The organism is Nonomuraea sp. NPDC050310 (assembly GCF_040655795.1).
Classification (GTDB): Bacteria; Actinomycetota; Actinomycetes; order Streptosporangiales; family Streptosporangiaceae; genus Nonomuraea.
Genome location: NZ_JBFAKP010000006.1, coordinates 325681 through 343110, shown reverse-complemented (window position 1 = coordinate 343110; position 17430 = coordinate 325681). Strand labels below are relative to the sequence as shown.

Below are 17430 nucleotides of genomic sequence, written 5' to 3'. Positions count from 1 at the left end.
TCGAGCGACGAGGGGATGGTATGCGGGAGATCGGCGGACGGTACCTCCTGAGCGAGGAGGCCGGTCGTGGGGGGATGGGCATTGTCTGGCGTGCTTTCGACCAGCTTCTCCATCGCGAGGTTGCGCTCAAGGAGCTGACGCTCTCCGGCGAGCTCGCCGCGGTGCGCCGCAGGGTGCTCCGCGAAGCCCGGATGGCCGCCGGCCTGAGCCACCCCAACATCGTCACCGTCCACGACCTCATCGAGGAGGGCGGGCGGCTCTGGATCGTCATGGAGTACCTCGACGGCCTGTCCCTGCACCAGCTCCTGTCCCAGGTCGGCACCCTGCCCGCGCAGTCGGTCGCCGCGATCGGCCGGCACCTGCTCGCCGCCCTCCGCAACGCGCACGGCTCCAGCGTCCTGCACCGCGACGTCAAGCCGGCCAACGTCATGCTCACCGGTGACCGCGTGGTGCTCACCGACTTCGGCATCGCCACCGCCGACACCGGCGCCAACGCACCGGCCTCGCGCGGGCTGCGCGGCACGCCCGCGTTCATGGCCCCCGAGAGGCTGTACGGCGGAGCGGCCACCAAGGAGGCGGACATGTGGTCCTTCGGGGCCACGCTCTACAGCGCGGTCGAGGGGCAGCCGCCGTACCCGGGCAAGGACGCCCCGACGGTCGTGGCGATGATCCAGAACGGCGTGTACCCGCTGCCTCGGCGGGCGGGCGCGCTGCGGCCGGTCATCGAGGGGCTGCTGCGCTACGACCCGGCCCGGCGGCTCACCCAGCAGCAGGCGGCGATCCTGCTGGCCGACATCCGCACGGCCGCGCACCACCACCACGCCACGCTCTGACCCACCACAGGACGGCACCCGCCCAGGACTGCCCCGCGCCCGGGGTCACCGGCGCTTGGCCGCCCGCTGAGCGGCCTCTTCCGCGTCCAGCGCCGCCGCCTCCTCCGGGGTGGGCGCACTGCCACCGAGGTGAGCCGGCAGCCACCACGCACCCGCCTCCCGCTCCGGGTACTCGGCCTGCGCCCGGTCGACCAGCCCGCGCATCCGCTCGCGCAGGTCCAGGGTCAGCGCCGCGACATCGTCGTCCGGCCCGACCTGCATGGGCTCCCCGACCAGGATGCTGATCGGCACGTGCCGCTGGGTGAGGCGCTTGGGCCGCCCCTTGGTCCAGAGCCGCTGCGTCCCCCACAGCGCGACCGGCAGGAGCGGCACGCCGCCCTCCTGCGCCAGCCGTACCGCACCGTTCTTGATCTCCTTGACGGTGAACGACCGGCTGATCGTCGCCTCGGCGAAGACGCCGACGATCTCGCCCGAGCGCACCAGGCCGAGGGCGTGCGCGTAGGAGTCGGCCCCGGCCGAGCGGTCGACCGGGATGTGCCGCATGCCGCGCATGAGCGGCCCGGAGATCGGGTGGTCGAAGACCTGCTTCTTGGCCATGAACCGCACCTTGCGGCCGGCCGGGAAGGCGGCGTAGCCGGCGAAGATGAAGTCGAGGTAGCTGATGTGGTTGCTGACCAGCACCGCGCCACCACGTGCTGGAACGCGGTCGACGCCTTCCATCTGGAAGCGGTAGTCCATGAGTCGGAAGACGGTCCTAGCCGCGGCGATCACGGGCGGGTACACGAGCTCGGCCATGAACTAGACAGTAACCTACGCCTGCGTAACCTTGCGACGCCCGAAGCCGGGGTAGAAGGTGGCAACGAGGCCCCCCACGGCGACGGCGAAGGGAGGAGTGGCCGCCCCGCGCGCGCCACGTACCCGATGAAGAAGCTCCTCAACGATCCCGGCGACGCGGTCGCCGACGCCCTGGCCGGCCTCGCCGCCGCCCACCCCGGGTTGCGCGTGGACGTGGCGGAGCGGGTGGTGTACCGCGCCACGATGACGCCGGGCAAGGTCGGCCTGGTGTCGGGCGGCGGTTCCGGCCACGAGCCGCTCCATGCCGGTTTCGTGGGGTACGGCATGCTGGACGCCGCCTGTCCGGGCGAGGTGTTCACCTCACCGGTGCCCGACCAGATCGTCCAGGCCACCACCGCCGGCCACGGCGGCGCGGGCGTGGTGCACATCGTGAAGAACTACACCGGTGACGTGCTCAACTTCGAGCTGGCCGCCGAGCTCTGCGCCGAGGAGGGCGTGGAGGTGGCCTCGGTGCTGGTCGACGACGACGTGGCGGTCCAGGACTCGCTCTACACCGCCGGGCGGCGCGGCACCGGTGCGACGTTGTTCGTGGAGAAGATCGCGGGTGCGCTGGCCGAGGCGGGGGCGCCGTTGGCCGAGGTGGCGGCGACGGCGCAGCTCGTGAACGGGCGCAGCCGCTCGTTCGGGGTCGCGCTCAGCTCCTGCACGGTGCCGTCGGCCGGGAAGGCCACCTTCGCCCTGCCCGCCGACCAGGTGGAGCTGGGCATCGGCATCCACGGCGAGCCGGGGCGCAGCCGGGCGGGCATGGGGACGGCCCGTGAGCTGGCCGGGCTGGCGATGGACGCCGTGCACGGTGACCTGCCGCTCGAAGGGGATCTGCTCGTGCTGGTCAACGGGATGGGCGGCACGCCGTTGCTGGAGCTGTACGTGATCTTCGCCGAGGTCGAGGCGTACATCCGCGGGAAGGGGGCGCGGGTGTCGCGGTCGCTGGTCGGGAGCTACGTGACGAGCTTGGACATGCAAGGCTTCTCGGTCAGCGTCTGCCGGCTCACCGACGAGCTCGAACGGCTCTGGGACGCGCCGGTGGAGACGCCCGGCCTGCGCTGGGGGCGCTGATGGACGCCGCCTTCTTCACCGCCTGGCTGGCCGAGTGCGCCGCCGTCGTCGCCGCGCACCGCGACCGGCTCACCGAGCTCGACGCGGCCATCGGCGACGCCGACCACGGCGCCAACCTCACCCGCGGCTTCACCGCCATCCAGGAGGCAGCGGTGCCCGCCCGGGCACCGGCCGACGACCCGACCCCGACGCCCGCCCCCACCTCCGGCTCCCCCCTCCCTCCCGGGAAGGTGGTCAGTGCGGCCGGGAGCCTGCTCATCCGCAAGGTCGGCGGCGCCTCCGGCCCCCTGTACGGCACGGCGTTGCGGTCGATGGGCCAGGCGCTGGGCGACGCCCCGCAGGTCTCCCCCGCCGACCTAGCGACCGCGCTGGAGGCCGGGGTCGTGGCGGTCGAGCGGCTGGGCAAGGCCGCCGTGGGCGACAAGACGATGATCGACGCCCTCCGCCCGGCAGCCGCGGCCCTGGCGCTTGCCGTACAGGACGGGGTGAAACTGGAGGAGGCGCTCGACCGGGCGGCAGCCGCGGCAGAGGCCGGTGCCCGGGCGACGGCACCGCTGCGCGCCCGCAAGGGCCGGGCCAGTTACCTGGGCGAACGCAGCGAGGGCCACGAGGATCCGGGCGCGGCCTCGGCGGCGCTGCTGGTCAGGGCCCTGCACACGGTGGCCGCCCGATGGTAGGCGTCGTGCTGGTCTCGCACAGCGCCGGGATGGCGGCCGAGGCGGTGGCGCTGGTGCGCGGCATCGCCGGGGAGCGCGTGCCGCTGGCCGGGGCGGGCGGCGACGTGGGCGGCGGGCTCGGGACCAGCATCGACCTGATCGAGACGGCGATCGCGCACGCCGACGAGGGCGACGGGGTGGTCCTGGTGCCCGATCTCGGCAGTTCCGTGCTGACCGCACGGCTGCTGGAGGAGCCCGGGCGGGTGCTCGTGGCGGACGTGCCGTTCCTGGAGGGCGCGGTCGCGGCGGCGGTCACCGCCGGGGGCGGCGCGCGCCTGGCGGAGGTGCTCGCCGCCGCGGAGGAGGCCTGGATCTACCGCAAGACCTGACCGGGGCCGCAGGACCCGGCCGGGACCGCAGGCCTGACCGGGGCCCCGCCTTGAGCACGTGGGCCCGGAGCACCATGCTCAGGCCCACCGAACCCCGGCTCAGTGACCCTTGAAGGCCTCCTCCAGCCACCACGAGCCGTGCTCGCGGGTCACCTTGGCGTGCACCAGCAGCGGGCGTTCGCGCGCGCCCTTCACCCACTCGGCCACCCCGGCCAGGTCGTCCGGCCCGGTCACGGTCACCGCGGCGCAGCCGTACCCCGCGGCCAGGGCGGCGAAATCGGTCGGCGGGAAGGTGACGGTCTGCATGGGCTCGCCGCGGAAGTGGTGCACCTCGGCACCGTACCCCTCGTCGTCGTAGACCACGATGACCATGGGCAGCCCGAGCCGCACCACGGTCTCCAGCTCGGCGATCCCCATCAGCGCGCCGCCGTCGCCGAGGGCGGCGACGGGGAGCCGGTCCGGCTGGGCGAGGGCCGCGCCGATCGCGGTGGCCAGGCCCAGGCCGATGGACTGGAACCCCTGCGTGAAGCAGAATCCCCGCTCATCCGGGACATCGATGAACATCGCCGGATATCCCATGAAATTTCCGGAATCGGTGGCCAGCACGCGCTCCGCGGGAAGCACGTCGTCCAGCCCGATGCTCAACGTCCGCGGGTCGATGCGCCCCGCCCCGCTCTCGTCCTCGTACGGCACGCACCGCCACCGCCCCTCCCGCGCGATGCGCTCGGCGAGCTCCGGGCTCCGATACCCCCCGGCCGGCCGGTCGAGCTCGGCGGCGACCCTGGCGGCGACCGCGGCGACGTCGCCCACGACGCCCGCGCTGACCGGCCGGTTGCGCCCGAGCGCGGCCTCGTCGGCGTCCACCTGGATCACCTCGGCCCCCGGCGGCAGGAGCTTGCCGTGGGCCGTGGTCCACATGGTCAGCGCGCAGCCCCAGGCGACCACCAGGTCCGCGCCCCGGATCAGCTCGGCGGCCAGCGGGGTGGCGAAGCCGCCGCTCACGTCGAGATCCCAGGGGCTGCCCCGGAACAGCCCCTTGGCGACCGCCGAGGTGGCCAGCAGGGCGCCGGTCCGGTCGGCGAGCTCCTCCAGGGGGCGGCGGGCGTGCCGGGCGCCGCGTCCGGCGATGAACACCGGCCGCTCGGCCGCGCCCAGCTTCCGGGCCAGCTCGTCGGCCCCCGCCCCGCCGTCAACGGTCGAAGCCGCCTGCGGTCCGGTGAGGGTCAGGCCGTCGGCGAGGGCCTGGGCGATCCGGGCCTCCTGCTCGGGGCCGAAGGCGGCCTCCTCCCGCTGGACGTCGAGCGGCAGGTTGAACAGCACCGGCAGGCGGGCCGTACGAGCGGTCCTGACCAGGTCGACGACCTCCGCCACCACGCTCGCCCCCGAGCCGAGCCGTACCGACAGCCCGCCCACGGACTCGACCAGCCCGGCCTGGTCGATGTGGAAGTTGGACCGCTCGTCCGTGGCCTCTCCGGCGACCACGATCAGGGGCGTCCGGCTCTTGGCCGCCTCGGCGACGCCGGTGACCGTGTTGGTGAGCCCCGGCCCCTGGTGCACGGTGACGAGGCCGACCGAGCCGGTGAGCCGGGCGTGCGCGTCGGCCATGGTGACCGCGCCGGCCTCGTGCCGGGCGGCGACGAAGCGCGTCCCGGCGGCGACGAGCGCGTTGGTGAGGTGGAAGTTGCCGCTCCCGACCACCCCGAAGGCCGTCCGGCAGCCCAGCGCGGCCAGGACCCGCCCGGCGGCTTCGGCGGCGTTCACCGCTCGACCAGCGCCAGGACGCGCAGCGGGCTGCCGGACCCGCCGAGGATGGGCAGCGGCGGCGCGATGACGAGCGCGCCGGTCGCCGGCAGCCGGTCCAGGTTGCGGAGCTGGGTGAGCCCGTACTTGCCCGCGCCCAGGAAGAAGGAGTGGCAGGGGAAGGCCGGGTCGAAGGAGTGCGCGGCGCCCGCGTCGGTGCCGACGGTCTCGACGCCGACGCCCAGGATCGGCGTCTCCTCGGCCAGCCAGCGCGCGCACTCGGGCGAGATGCCCGGCCACGAGCCCTGGTTGAGGAAGGCGGCGCCGTCCTCGGCGCGGCGGTCCCAGCCGGTGCGGTACAGCAGCCAGCCGCCCTCGGGCAGCGGGCCGTTGGCGCGTTCCCAGTCGCGGACGTGCTCGATCTGCAGCAGGAAGTCGGCGTCCTTGCCCGCCTCTGCGGTGCAGTCGAGGACGACCGCGGGGGCGAGCAGGTGCTGGAGGGGGACCTGGGCGACGTCGAGGCCGTCCTGGCCGGTGACCCAGTGCACGGGCGCGTCGAAGTGGGTGCCGGTGTGCTCGCCGGTGTGGATGTCGTTCCAGTACCAGGCGGGTCCGCGGTCGTCGTAGCGGCTGATCTCCTCCAGCCGGAACGGGATGGTGTTGGCGAAGGGCTCGGGGAGCTGGAGGATCGGGGTCTCCGCGGACAGGGGGGCGGTGAGGTCGACGACCTCGACGGCGCCGCTGCGGAGGCTGTCGGCAAGCATCTTCAGCACGGACATGCGGGCATCTTCCCCCGCCCGGCCACATCCGGGGAAGAGCCGGCCGTCCGGCACGCCGGGCGGACCTGCGGGAGGTGGTTCAGCCGCCCACCCGAACCCACTCCCCGCAGCCCGCGGTCTGGAAGGCCTTGTCGGTGGGCTGGATGGTGACGGTCGCCGGCCCGATCGGCAGCCCGCTGTCGATCACGGTGCTGAACGAGGCCTCGGTCGAGTTGTGCCGGGCCCAGAAACACCCCGGCTGCCCGGCGGCAGGACCGGGGCTGCTGTAGGTGCCCGGCTGGATGTCGGTGCCGACGATCATCGTGCGGATGGCCCCGGCCAGCCCGTCGGGCATCCCACCCGGTTCCGGCGTGCCCCCCGGGGTCGCGCCCACGCCGGGCGTCCCGGTCACCCCCGGCGTCCCCATGCCGGGCGTCCCCGTGCCGCCGGGCGTGGCCACCGGGGTCTCGGTGCCGAAGCCGGGCGGCTCCGACTCCTCGAACTGCACGGTCGAGGCCGGTCCCGGGCTCTTGCGCGGCGAGGCGGACGGCTCGGCCAGCCCGATCCCGGCGAACATCCCGATGAGGAACCCCAGCACCCCGGTCAGCCCGGAGACCAGCAGCAGGATCGTCGGGCTGTTGACGGCGCGCGGGCTGTCCGGAGGACCGTACGGCGAGCGATCCGGGGGGCCATACATCACAAGGACAGGGTGCCATGACCGCACCGGGTCTCCTGCGCCCTCCAGCTAGATGCATATACTTCGCAATTGCATCTTTTCGGCATCTTGGAGGTACCCCCATGGGACTGGCCCGGCGCCTGGCCGCGCTGACCGTCGCCGCCACACTGGCGACCGCTTGTTCGGCGCCCCAAGGACCGGCCCCCGCCGCGGGCGGCGCCGGCGACGCCTTCGTGATCGGCCTGGGCTCTGAGTTCGAGAACCTCAGCCCGGTCCTGGGCTTCGCGGCCGACGGTGGCTCGCTGATGTTCGACGGCCTGATGCGCCGCGCCCCCGACCTGTCCCTCCAGCCGAACCTGGCCAGCGCGCCCCCGGCGAGCAGCCCGGACGGCAAGACGGTGACCTTCACGCTGCGCGAGGGCGTCAAGTTCCACGACGGCCGCCCGCTCACCGCGCGCGACGTCGCCTACACCTACACCACGCTGCTCGACCCGAAGACCAACTCGCCGATCAGCGGCGACTACTCGGCCATCGAGCAGGTGAGCGCCAAGGACGACCGGACCGTCGAGTTCACCCTCAAGCACCCCTACGCCCCGCTGGTGCAGCGCACCACGCTCGGCATCGTGCCCGAGGGCGGCATCGACCCGGCCAAGCCGGTCGGCACCGGCCCGTACTCCTTCGTCTCCTGGACGCCGGGCGACAAGGTGGTCCTCAAGGCCAACGAGTCCTACTTCGGCGGCGCCCCGGCGATCAAGAACGTGGTGCTCGCCTTCGCGCTGGACGACAACGTGCGCTCCACCCGGCTGGCGGCCGGCGAGTTCGACGCCGCGATCCTGCCGCCCAAGGCGGCCAAGCGCTTCGAGAACACCGCCGGGACCAAGGTCTACCGGGTCGACAGCGCCGACTACCGGGGCATCATGTTCCCGATGAAGGAGAAGGTCACCGGCGACCTGGCGGTGCGCAAGGCCTTCGACCTCGCGGTGGACCGGCAGGCGATGGTCGACACCATCCTCGCCGGCTCCGGCAAGCCCGCCTTCGGCCCGATCTCGCCCGACATCTCGTGGCACAACCCGGCGGTGACCGGCAACCCGCGCCCCGACCGCGACCAGGCCGCCAAGCTCCTCGACGAGGCCGGCTGGAAGCTCGGCGAGGACGGCGTCCGCGCCAAGGACGGCCTGCGCGCCGCCTTCACGCTGATGTACCCGGCCGGCGACTCGCTGCGCAAGGAGCTGGCCCTGGCCACCGCCTCCGACGCCAAGAAGATCGGCCTGGAGGTCAAGCCCGAGGGCCTCGACTGGGACGCCATCGAGCCGCGCATGGCCAAGGACGCCCTGATCATGGGGTACGGCTCGCCGTACGACCCCGACTACCTCAACTACGAGCTGTTCCACTCCAGCTACCAGGGCAAGGGCTTCTTCAACCCCGGCTACTACGCCAACCCCGAGGTGGACAAGCTCCTGGAGACCGGCCGCGAGTCGGCCGACGAGGCCGTCCGCAAGCAGGCCTACACCGACTTCCAGAAGATCATCCACGACCAGCAGGTCTGGACCTACCTGGTCTTCCTCAAGCACGTCTACGTGGTCCGCGGCGACTGGCAGGGCATCACGCCGAGCGTCGACGCCCACGAGCACGCCACCGGCGGGCTGTTCCGCGACCTGGCCTCCTGGAAGCCGGGCAAGTGATCAAACTGATCGCCTGGCGGCTGGCGTTCGCGCTGCCGCTGCTGCTGGCCGTGACCGCGGCCATGTTCGCGCTGGCCCAGGCCTCCCCCTTCGACCCGGTCCGCCAGTACCTCGGCGACCGGGCGATGGTCACCGACCCGGCGGTGGTGGAGAGCATCCGCGCCAACTGGGGCCTGGACCGGCCGGTCGTCGAGCAGTACGCCACCTGGCTGGGCAACCTGCTCACCGGCGATCTGGGCGACTCGCACTCCTTCCACCGCCCGGTCGCCGAGGTGATCGCCGAGCGGCTGCCGTGGACGTTGCTGGCGACCAGTTGCGCCATCGCGCTCATGCTGGTCGGCAGCCTGATCGCCGGCACGCTCGCCGCCTGGCGCAAGGGCTCGTGGCTCGACCGGCTGATCACCGGCGGGGCGTTCGCCAACGAGTCGGCGCCGGTCTTCTGGCTGGCGCTGCTGGCCATCTACGTCTTCGCGGTCCGGCTCGGCTGGCTGCCGGCCGGCGGGCTGAGCGACCCGGCCGCGACCTCGCTCGACCCCCTCGACGTGGCGCAGCACCTGGTGCTGCCGGTCGTGGTGCTGGCGGTGTCGCAGTCGTCGTGGCTGGTGCTCTACGTGCGCGAGTCGGTGATCGGCACGCTGCGCGAGGACTTCGTGGTCGGCGCGCGCTCGCGCGGGCTGCGCGAGCGCACGGTGATCGTCCGGCACGCGCTGCGCTCGGCGCTGCTGCCGTTCCTGACCATCCTGGGTGCCCGCGTGCCCGAGCTCGTGACCGGGGCGATCCTGGTCGAGACGGTCTTCTCCTGGCCCGGCGTGGCCTCCACCTCGGTGCAGGCCGCGCTGTCGGTCGACTTCCCGCTGCTGGCCATCCTGACCCTGATGGGCACGGTAGCGGTCGTGGCCGGGAACCTGCTGGCCGACCTGGCCTACCGGGTGGCCGACCCGCGGACCAGGGCGGTGGCCGTATGATCCGCCTCGCCTGGCTCACCCTGCTCGTGCTGGGACTGGCCGTGCTGCTGGTGCCGCCGATCGTCCAGCTCGACCAGCACCTGGTGGACCTGGCCGTCGCCGGGCAGCCACCCTCGCTCGCCCACCCGCTGGGCACCGACGAGGTCGGCCGCGACGTGCTGCTGCGCTGCGTCTACGGCCTTCGCGTGTCGTTCCTGGTCGGCCTGGTCGCCGCGGTGGTCAGCATGGCCATCGGCGGCACCCTCGGACTGGTGGCGGGAAGCCTCGGGGGCCTTCCCGACCGCCTGCTCATGCGCGTGGTGGACGGCTTCGCCTCCCTGCCGCACCTGCTGCTCGGCATCTTCATCGTGGCGATGTTCGCGCCGAGCCCGTACGCGGTGATCGTCTCGGTGGGCCTGACCCACTGGACGACCGCCGCGCGCATCGTCCGCTCGGAGGTGCTGTCGCTGCGCGAGCGGCCCTTCGTCGAGGCGGCCATCTCCGGCGGCGCGGGCCGGGCCCGGCTGCTCACCCGGCACCTGCTCCCCCACCTGGCCCCGCACCTGCTGCTGGCCACCGTGCTGATGGTGCCGCACGCCATCTGGCACGAGACCGCGCTCAGCTTCCTGGGTCTCGGCCTGCCGCCGCACCTGGCCTCGCTGGGCAACATGATCAACGACGGGCAGCGCTCGATCCTGGCCGGCTCGTGGTGGTCGAGCCTGGCGCCCGGCCTGTTCATCCTGGTCCCCACGCTGGCGATCTCCGTGCTCGCCCAGCGCTACCGCGACCGGCTCAACCCCCGGATGCGATCGGAGCTGGCCCTGTGACGACGAGCGCCCCGGCCGACCGGCTCGGCACCCGCCCGGCGACCGCCCTCGACGTGCGCGACCTGACCGTCACCTTCCGGCTGCCCGGCGCGACCGTGCAGGCGGTGACGCAGGCGAGCTTCGAGGTACGGCCCGGCCGCTGCCTGGCGCTGGTCGGCGAGTCCGGGTGCGGCAAGTCCGTGCTGGCCCACGCCCTGCTCGGCCTGCTGCCCGGCAACGCCACGGTGAGCGGCTCGGCCCTGCTGGACGGCGGGCTCGACCTGCTGGCCGCCAGGCCGGACGTGCTGGCCCGGCAGGTCAGGGGCCGGCGCATCGGGCTGATCCCGCAGAGCCCGGCCACCCACCTGACGCCGGTCAGGACCGCCCGCGCCCAGCTCGACGAGGCGCTACGCGAGCTCGGCTCGGCCCACACCGCCGCCGAGCTGGCCGGGCGGTTCGGCCTGCGCGAGGCCGACCTCGACCGCTACCCGCACGAGCTGAGCGGCGGCATGGCCCAGCGGGTGGCCAACGCCATCGCCCTGGCCGGGGACCCGGGCCTGCTCATCGCCGACGAGCCCACCAGCGGCCTCGACCGGCCCCTGGTCGACCGGGCGATGGGCGTGCTGCGCTCGCTGTGCGACGAGGGCCGGGCGGTGCTGCTCATCACGCACGACCTGCGGGCCGCCGAGCGGGTGGCCGACGACCTGGCGGTGATGTACGCCAGCCGGCTGGTCGAGGTGGGCGAGGCCGCCGAGGTGCTGGAGCGGCCCCGCCACCCCTACGCCAGGGGGCTGGTGGACGCGCAGCCCGACCGGGCCTTCCGCCCGATCCCCGGTATGCCGCCGGAGCTCACCGCGCTGCCGGGCGGCTGCGCCTTCCAGCCGCGCTGCTTGCAGGCGGTGGCGGCTTGCTCCGCCGTACCGGATCTGGAGGAAGGGGTGGCCTGCCATGTTGCGCGCCGATGAGATCACCGTGCGGTACGGCAGCCGGATCGTGCTGGACCGGCTGTCGTTCGAGGTCGCGCCGGGCGAGATCGTCGGGCTCGGCGGGCCGAGCGGCTGCGGCAAGTCGACGCTGGCCCGGGTGCTGGCGCTGATGCTGCGGCCGGACGGCGGCCGGGTGAGCGTGGACGGCACGCCGACGCCGGGCTGGCGGCAACGCGCGCCGCGCGCCCTGCGCACCAGCGTCGCGCTGCTCTACCAGCAGCCCAGGCTGGCGGTGGACCCGCGGCTGACGCTCGCCGAGATCATCGCCGAGCCGCTCGCGGCGGCGAAGCTGCCCCGGGACCGGGCGGCGGAGCTCGCCGAGCGGGCCGGACTGACGCCCGATCTGCTCACCCGCCGCCCGCACGAGGTCTCCGACGGCCAGCTCCAGCGCGCCTGCCTGGCCCGCGCGCTGACGCTTCGGCCGCGCTACCTGGTGTGCGACGAGATGACCACCATGCTCGACGCCTCGACCCAGGCGTTGCTCGTCGGCGTGGTGCGCGACTACCGGGAGGAGGAGGGCGCGGGCGTGCTGGCCATCAGCCACGACCAGGTGCTCCTGGAGCGGTGGGCCGACCGGCGGGCGGAGCTCAGCGGTGCAGGTAGTCGACCAGTGACGCCTTCTCCGTCTCCAGTTCCTCGATCGCGCTCTTGACCACGTCCCCGATGCTGACGATGCCGACCAGGCGGCCGGCCTCGACGACGGGGACGTGCCGGAAGCGGTGGGTGGTCATGGTCTGGCGCAGCTCGCTGACGTTCGTGTCCGGGCCGACGGTCCGGACCTCCAGCGTCATGATCGCCGACACCGGTTCGTCCAGGACGCCGGCTCCCGTGTCGTGAAGCCTTCGCACCACGTCCCGCTCGGAGACGATGCCGTCGATCGTCGAGCCGTCCGCGGACACCACCACCGCGCCGATGTTGTGCTCGGCGAGTTTGGCCAGCAGGTCGCGGACTGTGGCATCAGGGGCGACGGTCGTCACATCGCTGCCCTTGGCACGAAGGATTGTCCCGATGAGCATGTGCACCTCCTCGGCGGCCGATAGGAGGGAACCTCCCCTCCGGGCGGGCAGGCTAAGCGTCCGCGGCGGCAAACACGTAGAGTGCATGGCGCCGTCTTTGAGACTAATATGTGAAATATCACAGCGTGGTGAGGGGATCACATGACCGAGAAATTGAACACCGGCAGCCACGACCTGCCGATCACCGAGGAACTGGCCGCCTTCATGGCCACCGGCTGGGCCGACACCCACCGGGACGACCTGGCCCCGCTGGCGGTGGCGCCCTGGACCGCCAAGCGCCGCGCCGCCCTGGCCGCCCGCTTCCCCGGCGAACGGCTGGTGATCCCCTCCGGCACGCTCAAGGTGCGCAGCAACGACAGCGACTTCCGCTTCCGCCCGCACAGCGCCTTCTCCTACCTGACCGGCCACACCGAGCCCGGTGACGTGCTGGTCGTGGAGCCGTCCGGCGAGTCGGTGCTCTACCTGCGCCCGCGCTCGCCGCGCGAGGGCAGCCAGGAGTTCTACCGCGACCGCCGCTACGGCGAGTTCTGGGTGGGCCGCCGCCCCGACCTGCGCGAGGCGAGCGACCTGTACGGCCTGCCCACCGCCCACGTCGACACCCTCGACCTGTCCGCCCCCGCCCGGGTGCTGCGCGACGTGGACCCCGAGGTGGACCGCCGCGTCCCGGTCGGCGGCGGCGACGCCGAGCTGCAGATCTTCCTGTCGGAGATGCGGCTGATCAAGGACGAGTGGGAGGTCGGCGAACTGCAGTTCGCCGTCGACGCCACCACCCGCGGCTTCGAGGACGTCGTGCGCGCCCTGCCCGCGGCGCTCGGCCACCCGCGCGGCGAGCGTTACCTCGAAGGCGTCTTCGGCCTGCGCTCGCGGCTGGAGGGCAACGCCGTCGGCTACGACAGCATCGTGGCCTCCGGCTCGCACGCCTGCGTCCTGCACTGGATCCGCAACGACGGCCGGCTCGACCGCGACGAGCTGCTCCTGCTCGACGCCGGCATCGAGACCGACTCGCTCTACACCGCCGACATCACCCGCACGCTCCCGCTGTCGGGCACCTTCTCGCCCGTCCAGCGGCAGATCTACTCGCTGGTCTACGAGGCCCAGAACGCCGGCATCGCCGCGTTGCGGCCGGGCGCGAAGTTCCGCGACTTCCACCGGGCGGCCATGCGGGTCATCACCGAGGGCCTGGTGGACTGGGGCCTGCTGAGCGGCTCGGTCGACTCGCTCATGGAGAGCGGCCTGTACCGGCGCTACACGCTGTGCAGCAGCGGCCACATGCTCGGCCTGGACGTGCACGACTGCGCCAAGGCGCGGGCCGAGGTCTACCTCGACGGCGTGCTGGAGGAGGGCCAGGTGCTGACCGTCGAGCCCGGCCTCTACCTGCAGCAGGACGACCTCACCCTGCCCCCGGAGTTCCGGGGCATCGGCGTGCGGATCGAGGACGACCTGGTCATTACCAAGGACGGCGCCCGCCTCATGTCGGCGGGGCTGCCGCGCCACCCCGACGAGGTCGAGGGCTGGATGGGCGCGCTGCTGTCCTGACCCGCGCCCCATCGACGGCGCCCGCCGGCCCTCGCCGGTGGGCGCCGCCGTACCTGACCGGTTTCGGACGAACGCCTCCGTGATCAGCGGCGCGGATGGCATCGTGGGCGCATGGCGTCCCAGGGGTGGCGAGGGCGGGCCCTCGGGGTGGCGGCCGTGCTGGCGGTGCTGGCGCTCGCCGCCTTCGCCGTCCTCCAGTGGACCGGGGCCAGCAACGCCGAGCAGGCCAGGGGCCGGCTGGCGGCCGAGCGCGACCTGCGCGCGCAGGTCTCGGTCGCGGCCCGGGAGTTCGCCCGGGCGCTGCTGAGCTACGACTACCAGGACCTGCCCGCCGCGCGGGCGACGCTGGCCCGGCTGTCCACCGGCGACTTCATGGCCCTGTACGACCGGGAGTTCGGCGCCGCGACCCGGCGCTCGATCCTCGCGCACAAGGCCGTCTCGCAGGCGACCGTACGCGAGGTCTACCTGGGCGAGGTGGGCGAGGCCACCGCGCGCGCGGTCGTGGTCGTCGACTCGCGCGTGGAGTCCGGCCAGCCGGTCCGCGAGGTGCACGGCTCGCACCTCAAGCTGCTGCTGGTCCGGGAGGGCGCCGCCTGGAAGGCGCAGGAGGTCACCATCCTGAGCACCCCCACGCCGCAGCCGCGCTGAGCCCCCCTCTATGCTGGCGCGGTGCTTGACGCCGTGGTGATGGCCGGCCGGCCCGAGGAGATCGACGCCCCGCCGTCGTGGCTGACCCCCGCCGAGCGGGAGCGGGCCGCCCGGCTGCGGCACGAGGCCGACCGCGCCGCCTTCGTCGCCGCCCACCTGCTGGTACGGCTGGCCGCCGCCGCCTGCCTCGACGCCGACCCGGCCCGCCTGGTCCTGACGCAGCACTGCGACCTGCACGGCCCCGGGCACGGCCGCCCCTCGCTGGAGGGCCACCCCGAGCTGGGCGTCAGCTTCAGCCACACCCGCGGCTACGTCGCCGCCGTCGCCGGCCCCGGCAAGGTCGGCGTGGACGTGGAACGCATCCCCGACGGCCCGCTCGACCCCGCCCTGGCCGCCTCGGTGACCGCGCCCGGCGAGCGGGTGGCCGACAGCCGCGAGCTCATCCGGCTGTGGGCGCGCAAGGAGGCCCTGATCAAACGCGGCGAGCTGAGCCTCGACCGGATGCGCACCACCGCCTGGCGGCCGGGCCCCCACGTGCTGGAATGGGAGTGCGACGGCGTGCTGGGCACCGCGGTGACCGACCGGCCGGCCCGCCGGATACCCTGAAAGGGTGTTCTACAAGAAGCCCATCGAGGAGCGCATCGCCGATCGGATGGCCAAGCGCAAGCCGCTCGAAGAGGGCAAGACCTTCGAGCACGGCCCGGCGAAGTTCGTCTTCATCTCGCTCATCGTCATCGTCGTCGTCATGCACGTCGTCGGCATCGCCATCGTGATGGCCCTCGACGTCTAGGAGCCGGTGCGCCGGGTCGGGGTCGGGTCCAGGAAGACCTGGCTGATGCTCGGCACCTGCGCGCGCAGCCGGCGGTCCACCTCGTCGCAGGCGTTCTCCACGCCGGCGGCGCTCGCCTCGTCGGAGAAGTCGACCTTGGCCGCGACCAGGAGCTGCGCCGGCCCGAGATACATGGTGAGCAGCTCCACCACCTCGTCCACCTCGGGCTGCGCGGTCAGGGTGGCGCGGATCGCCTCCTCCAGCCGCGGCGCGGCCGCCTCCCCGATGAGCAGCGAGGCGTTGGCGCTGATCAGGCTGATCGCCACCGCCAGGAGCAGCAGGCCGATGGCGACCGAGGCCAGGCCGTCCCAGGTGGCCGAGCCGGTGAGCTGCGAGCCCAGCAGCCCGAGCGCGGCCAGCACGAGCCCGATGAGCGCCGCGCTGTCCTCCAGCATCACCGCCCGCAGCGCCGTGTCCGGCGTACGGCGCAGCAGCCGGATGGGCGAGACCTTCCAGCGGCGGGCCTCGGTGCGGGTCTGCGACAGGCCCTTGAGGAAGGAGACCGTCTCGATGGCGAAGGAGACGGCGAGCACCACGTAGGACAGGGTGAGGTCGCTCAGGTCCTCGCCGTCGGCGATGGTGTGCAGGCCGTGGGTGATGGAGAAGCCCGCGCCGCCGACCAGGGTGGCCACCGCGGCGAGCATGGCCCAGAAGAAGCTGACCTGGCCGTACCCGAAGGGGTGGCGCCGGGTGGGCGCCCGGCCGCCGTGCCGGATGGCGATCACCAGCAGCACCTCGGTGACCGTGTCGGCCAGCGAGTGCGCCGCCTCCGACATCATCGCGGCCGAGCCGCTGACCAGACCCGCCACGAACTTGGCCGCGGCGATGGCCAGGTTGGCCGCCCCCGCGACCAGCACCGTTCCCAGACTGTCCGCCATGGTAGATCATTGAAGCAGAGCGGAATAGTTGAATATTCATCTGTTGTTCTGCGGAACATGATGCTCAACCAGGACGCCCAGAACCTGCTCTTCCGTGCCGCCCACACCACCTACGGCTTCACCGACGAGCCCGTGTCCGACGAGACGGTCCAGGCCGTGTACGACCTGGTCAAGTACGGTCCGACCGCCATGAACAGCCAGCCGCTGCGCATCGTGCTCGTCCGATCGGACGAGGCCCGCGAGCGGGTGCGCGCGCACATGGGCGAGGGCAACAAGCCGAAGATCGGCAAGGCCCCGCTGGTGGCCCTGCTCGCCGCCGACCTCGATTTCCACGAGGAATTGCCCAAGGTCTTCCCGATTAAGCCGGATGCCGCCGCGCAGTACGCGGCCGACGAAGCCGGGCGTGTCGCCGCGGCCCGCTTCAACGCCGCCATCCAGACCGGCTACTTCATCGTCGGCGCCCGCGCCGCGGGCCTGGCCGCCGGGCCGATGGCCGGCTTCGACGCCGACGGCCTGAGCAAGGAGTTCTTCCCCGACGGCGACCACCACGTCATCGCCGTCGTCAACCTGGGTCACGCCGCCGAGGCCGACGCGCACTTCCCGAGGCAGCCGCGGCTGGCCTTCGACGAAGTCGTGACCTCCGTCTGAGGTACATTTGGGATCATGGGGACGCCACGATGGTTGAGTCAGGCCGAGCAGCGGGCGTGGCGCGCACACCTGGCCATGCACAAGCTCCTGCTGCACCGGCTCGACCGTGAGCTGCACGAGTTCGGGCTCTCGATCAACGACTACGAGATCCTGGTCAACCTCTCCGAGAGCCCCGGCCGCCGGATGCGGATGAGCGACCTGGCCGACGCCACCATCCAGTCCCGCAGCCGCCTGTCGCACCAGATCTCCCGCATGGAGGACAAGGGCCTGGTCACCCGCGAGGACTGCCCCGACGACCGGCGCGGCACCTTCGCCGTGCTGTCCGACCAGGGCTGGGAGACGATCAAGCAGGTCGCCCCGCACCACGTCGCCGGCGTGCGGCAGCACTTCGTCGACCTGCTCACCGACGACCAGCTCGAAGCGCTCGAGCAGGCCTACGCCCCGATCGTCGCGCACCTGAAGAGCCTGCGCTGAGCCGAGGCGAAACCGATATC

The 17430-nt window shown here is 73.1% G+C and carries 21 protein-coding genes; 15 read left to right on the top strand and 6 right to left on the bottom strand.

All coding sequences use genetic code 11. The features are described from left to right. The first annotated feature begins 20 nt into the window (after nt 1-20). Complete coding sequence (locus tag AB0I67_RS18740) at nt 21-833, top strand: serine/threonine-protein kinase (protein ID WP_357924748.1); 813 nt, start codon at nt 21-23, stop codon at nt 831-833. A gap of 45 nt (nt 834-878) precedes the next feature. Here AB0I67_RS18740 and AB0I67_RS18735 read toward each other — a convergent pair whose 3' ends face one another. Beyond that, nucleotides 879-1628 carry a lysophospholipid acyltransferase family protein gene (locus tag AB0I67_RS18735; RefSeq protein ID WP_357924745.1) on the bottom strand — a complete coding sequence of 250 codons (750 nt, stop codon included), beginning with the start codon at nt 1626-1628 and terminating at the stop codon, nt 879-881. 126 nt (nt 1629-1754) lie between these two features. Between AB0I67_RS18735 and dhaK the strand changes: the two genes are divergently transcribed. Genes dhaK through AB0I67_RS18720 form a run of 3 tightly spaced genes read left to right on the top strand, consistent with a single transcriptional unit; the run spans nt 1755 to nt 3789 of the window. Beyond that, nucleotides 1755-2744 (top strand): dihydroxyacetone kinase subunit DhaK, encoded by a 990-nt coding sequence (gene dhaK, locus AB0I67_RS18730; protein ID WP_357924743.1) that lies wholly within the window; start codon nt 1755-1757, stop codon nt 2742-2744. Next, entirely contained in the window at nt 2744-3421 is a 678-nt protein-coding gene (dhaL, locus tag AB0I67_RS18725; protein ID WP_357924741.1) for a dihydroxyacetone kinase subunit DhaL, read from the top strand. The genes dhaK and dhaL overlap by 1 nt, the downstream gene beginning before the upstream one ends. Beyond that, nucleotides 3415-3789, top strand: coding sequence for a phosphoenolpyruvate--protein phosphotransferase (locus AB0I67_RS18720; RefSeq protein WP_357924739.1), 375 nt, complete (start codon nt 3415-3417; stop codon nt 3787-3789). The genes dhaL and AB0I67_RS18720 overlap by 7 nt, the downstream gene beginning before the upstream one ends. A gap of 99 nt (nt 3790-3888) precedes the next feature. Here AB0I67_RS18720 and AB0I67_RS18715 read toward each other — a convergent pair whose 3' ends face one another. The 3 genes from AB0I67_RS18715 to AB0I67_RS18705 all read right to left on the bottom strand — a co-directional run bounded on the left by AB0I67_RS18715 (nt 3889) and on the right by AB0I67_RS18705 (nt 6987). Then, nucleotides 3889-5550 carry a thiamine pyrophosphate-binding protein gene (locus AB0I67_RS18715; RefSeq protein WP_357924736.1) on the bottom strand — a complete coding sequence of 554 codons (1662 nt, stop codon included), beginning with the start codon at nt 5548-5550 and terminating at the stop codon, nt 3889-3891. Then, nucleotides 5547-6308: a cyclase family protein gene (locus AB0I67_RS18710; RefSeq protein WP_357924734.1), complete on the bottom strand. Its 762-nt coding sequence runs from the start codon at nt 6306-6308 to the stop codon at nt 5547-5549. Before AB0I67_RS18710 ends, AB0I67_RS18715 begins: the two co-directional genes overlap by 4 nt. A gap of 79 nt (nt 6309-6387) precedes the next feature. Next, entirely contained in the window at nt 6388-6987 is a 600-nt protein-coding gene (locus AB0I67_RS18705; protein ID WP_357924731.1) for a hypothetical protein, read from the bottom strand. Between the two features lie 98 nt (nt 6988-7085). Here AB0I67_RS18705 and AB0I67_RS18700 point away from each other — a divergent pair, with 98 nt between their 5' ends. From AB0I67_RS18700 to AB0I67_RS18680, 5 genes are read left to right on the top strand one after another with little or no spacing between them, the layout of a single operon-like run. Beyond that, nucleotides 7086-8645, top strand: coding sequence for an ABC transporter substrate-binding protein (locus AB0I67_RS18700; RefSeq protein ID WP_357924728.1), 1560 nt, complete (start codon nt 7086-7088; stop codon nt 8643-8645). Further along, entirely contained in the window at nt 8642-9610 is a 969-nt protein-coding gene (locus tag AB0I67_RS18695; protein WP_357924726.1) for an ABC transporter permease, read from the top strand. The genes AB0I67_RS18700 and AB0I67_RS18695 overlap by 4 nt, the downstream gene beginning before the upstream one ends. Then, complete coding sequence (locus tag AB0I67_RS18690) at nt 9607-10416, top strand: ABC transporter permease (RefSeq protein WP_357924723.1); 810 nt, start codon at nt 9607-9609, stop codon at nt 10414-10416. The genes AB0I67_RS18695 and AB0I67_RS18690 overlap by 4 nt, the downstream gene beginning before the upstream one ends. Then, nucleotides 10413-11360, top strand: a complete 948-nt coding sequence (locus AB0I67_RS18685; RefSeq protein WP_357924720.1) for an ABC transporter ATP-binding protein — start codon at nt 10413-10415, stop codon at nt 11358-11360. The genes AB0I67_RS18690 and AB0I67_RS18685 overlap by 4 nt, the downstream gene beginning before the upstream one ends. Beyond that, on the top strand, nt 11344-12033 hold the full coding sequence (locus AB0I67_RS18680) for an ATP-binding cassette domain-containing protein (protein WP_357924717.1): 690 nt from the start codon (nt 11344-11346) through the stop codon (nt 12031-12033). The genes AB0I67_RS18685 and AB0I67_RS18680 overlap by 17 nt, the downstream gene beginning before the upstream one ends. On the opposite strand, the gene AB0I67_RS18675 is transcribed toward AB0I67_RS18680, so the two are convergent. Further along, nucleotides 11969-12397 carry a CBS domain-containing protein gene (locus AB0I67_RS18675; protein ID WP_357924714.1) on the bottom strand — a complete coding sequence of 143 codons (429 nt, stop codon included), beginning with the start codon at nt 12395-12397 and terminating at the stop codon, nt 11969-11971. The two genes, AB0I67_RS18680 and AB0I67_RS18675, sit on opposite strands and share 65 nt — an antisense overlap. A gap of 141 nt (nt 12398-12538) precedes the next feature. Here AB0I67_RS18675 and AB0I67_RS18670 point away from each other — a divergent pair, with 141 nt between their 5' ends. The 4 genes from AB0I67_RS18670 to AB0I67_RS18655 all read left to right on the top strand — a co-directional run bounded on the left by AB0I67_RS18670 (nt 12539) and on the right by AB0I67_RS18655 (nt 15371). Further along, the gene (locus AB0I67_RS18670; protein WP_357924711.1) at nt 12539-13933 is read left to right on the top strand and encodes an aminopeptidase P family protein; all 1395 of its coding nucleotides are present in this window, start codon (nt 12539-12541) and stop codon (nt 13931-13933) included. Nucleotides 13934-14044: 111 nt separating this feature from the next. Next, the gene (locus tag AB0I67_RS18665; RefSeq protein WP_357924709.1) at nt 14045-14581 is read left to right on the top strand and encodes a hypothetical protein; all 537 of its coding nucleotides are present in this window, start codon (nt 14045-14047) and stop codon (nt 14579-14581) included. Between the two features lie 21 nt (nt 14582-14602). After that, entirely contained in the window at nt 14603-15187 is a 585-nt protein-coding gene (locus tag AB0I67_RS18660) for a phosphopantetheinyl transferase-like protein (RefSeq protein WP_357924708.1), read from the top strand. 4 nt (nt 15188-15191) lie between these two features. After that, entirely contained in the window at nt 15192-15371 is a 180-nt protein-coding gene (locus AB0I67_RS18655) for a hypothetical protein (protein WP_357924705.1), read from the top strand. Here AB0I67_RS18655 and AB0I67_RS18650 read toward each other — a convergent pair. Next, nucleotides 15368-16288: a cation diffusion facilitator family transporter gene (locus tag AB0I67_RS18650; RefSeq protein ID WP_357924704.1), complete on the bottom strand. Its 921-nt coding sequence runs from the start codon at nt 16286-16288 to the stop codon at nt 15368-15370. The genes AB0I67_RS18655 and AB0I67_RS18650 overlap by 4 nt on opposite strands. Before the next feature lie 57 nt (nt 16289-16345). Between AB0I67_RS18650 and AB0I67_RS18645 the strand changes: the two genes are divergently transcribed. Together AB0I67_RS18645 and AB0I67_RS18640 are read left to right on the top strand one after the other, a co-directional pair. Beyond that, nucleotides 16346-16936, top strand: coding sequence for a malonic semialdehyde reductase (locus tag AB0I67_RS18645; protein WP_357924701.1), 591 nt, complete (start codon nt 16346-16348; stop codon nt 16934-16936). Nucleotides 16937-16951: 15 nt separating this feature from the next. Beyond that, a complete protein-coding gene (locus AB0I67_RS18640; RefSeq protein WP_357924698.1) occupies nt 16952-17410 on the top strand; it encodes a MarR family transcriptional regulator in 459 nt (152 codons plus the stop codon). The last annotated feature ends 20 nt before the right edge of the window (nt 17411-17430 follow it).

Coding starts and splice junctions, on each gene's coding strand:
- AB0I67_RS18670 (WP_357924711.1), top strand. CDS start 12,539: ATGACCGAGAAATTGAACACCGGCAGCCACGACCTGCCGATCACCGAG.
- AB0I67_RS18700 (WP_357924728.1), top strand. CDS start 7,086: ATGGGACTGGCCCGGCGCCTGGCCGCGCTGACCGTCGCCGCCACACTG.
- AB0I67_RS18710 (WP_357924734.1), bottom strand. CDS start 6,308: ATGTCCGTGCTGAAGATGCTTGCCGACAGCCTCCGCAGCGGCGCCGTC.
- AB0I67_RS18640 (WP_357924698.1), top strand. CDS start 16,952: ATGGGGACGCCACGATGGTTGAGTCAGGCCGAGCAGCGGGCGTGGCGC.
- AB0I67_RS18735 (WP_357924745.1), bottom strand. CDS start 1,628: ATGGCCGAGCTCGTGTACCCGCCCGTGATCGCCGCGGCTAGGACCGTC.
- AB0I67_RS18740 (WP_357924748.1), top strand. CDS start 21: ATGCGGGAGATCGGCGGACGGTACCTCCTGAGCGAGGAGGCCGGTCGT.
- AB0I67_RS18680 (WP_357924717.1), top strand. CDS start 11,344: ATGTTGCGCGCCGATGAGATCACCGTGCGGTACGGCAGCCGGATCGTG.
- AB0I67_RS18665 (WP_357924709.1), top strand. CDS start 14,045: ATGGCGTCCCAGGGGTGGCGAGGGCGGGCCCTCGGGGTGGCGGCCGTG.
- dhaK (WP_357924743.1), top strand. CDS start 1,755: ATGAAGAAGCTCCTCAACGATCCCGGCGACGCGGTCGCCGACGCCCTG.
- AB0I67_RS18675 (WP_357924714.1), bottom strand. CDS start 12,397: ATGCTCATCGGGACAATCCTTCGTGCCAAGGGCAGCGATGTGACGACC.
- AB0I67_RS18645 (WP_357924701.1), top strand. CDS start 16,346: ATGATGCTCAACCAGGACGCCCAGAACCTGCTCTTCCGTGCCGCCCAC.
- AB0I67_RS18650 (WP_357924704.1), bottom strand. CDS start 16,288: ATGGCGGACAGTCTGGGAACGGTGCTGGTCGCGGGGGCGGCCAACCTG.
- AB0I67_RS18690 (WP_357924723.1), top strand. CDS start 9,607: ATGATCCGCCTCGCCTGGCTCACCCTGCTCGTGCTGGGACTGGCCGTG.
- dhaL (WP_357924741.1), top strand. CDS start 2,744: ATGGACGCCGCCTTCTTCACCGCCTGGCTGGCCGAGTGCGCCGCCGTC.
- AB0I67_RS18720 (WP_357924739.1), top strand. CDS start 3,415: ATGGTAGGCGTCGTGCTGGTCTCGCACAGCGCCGGGATGGCGGCCGAG.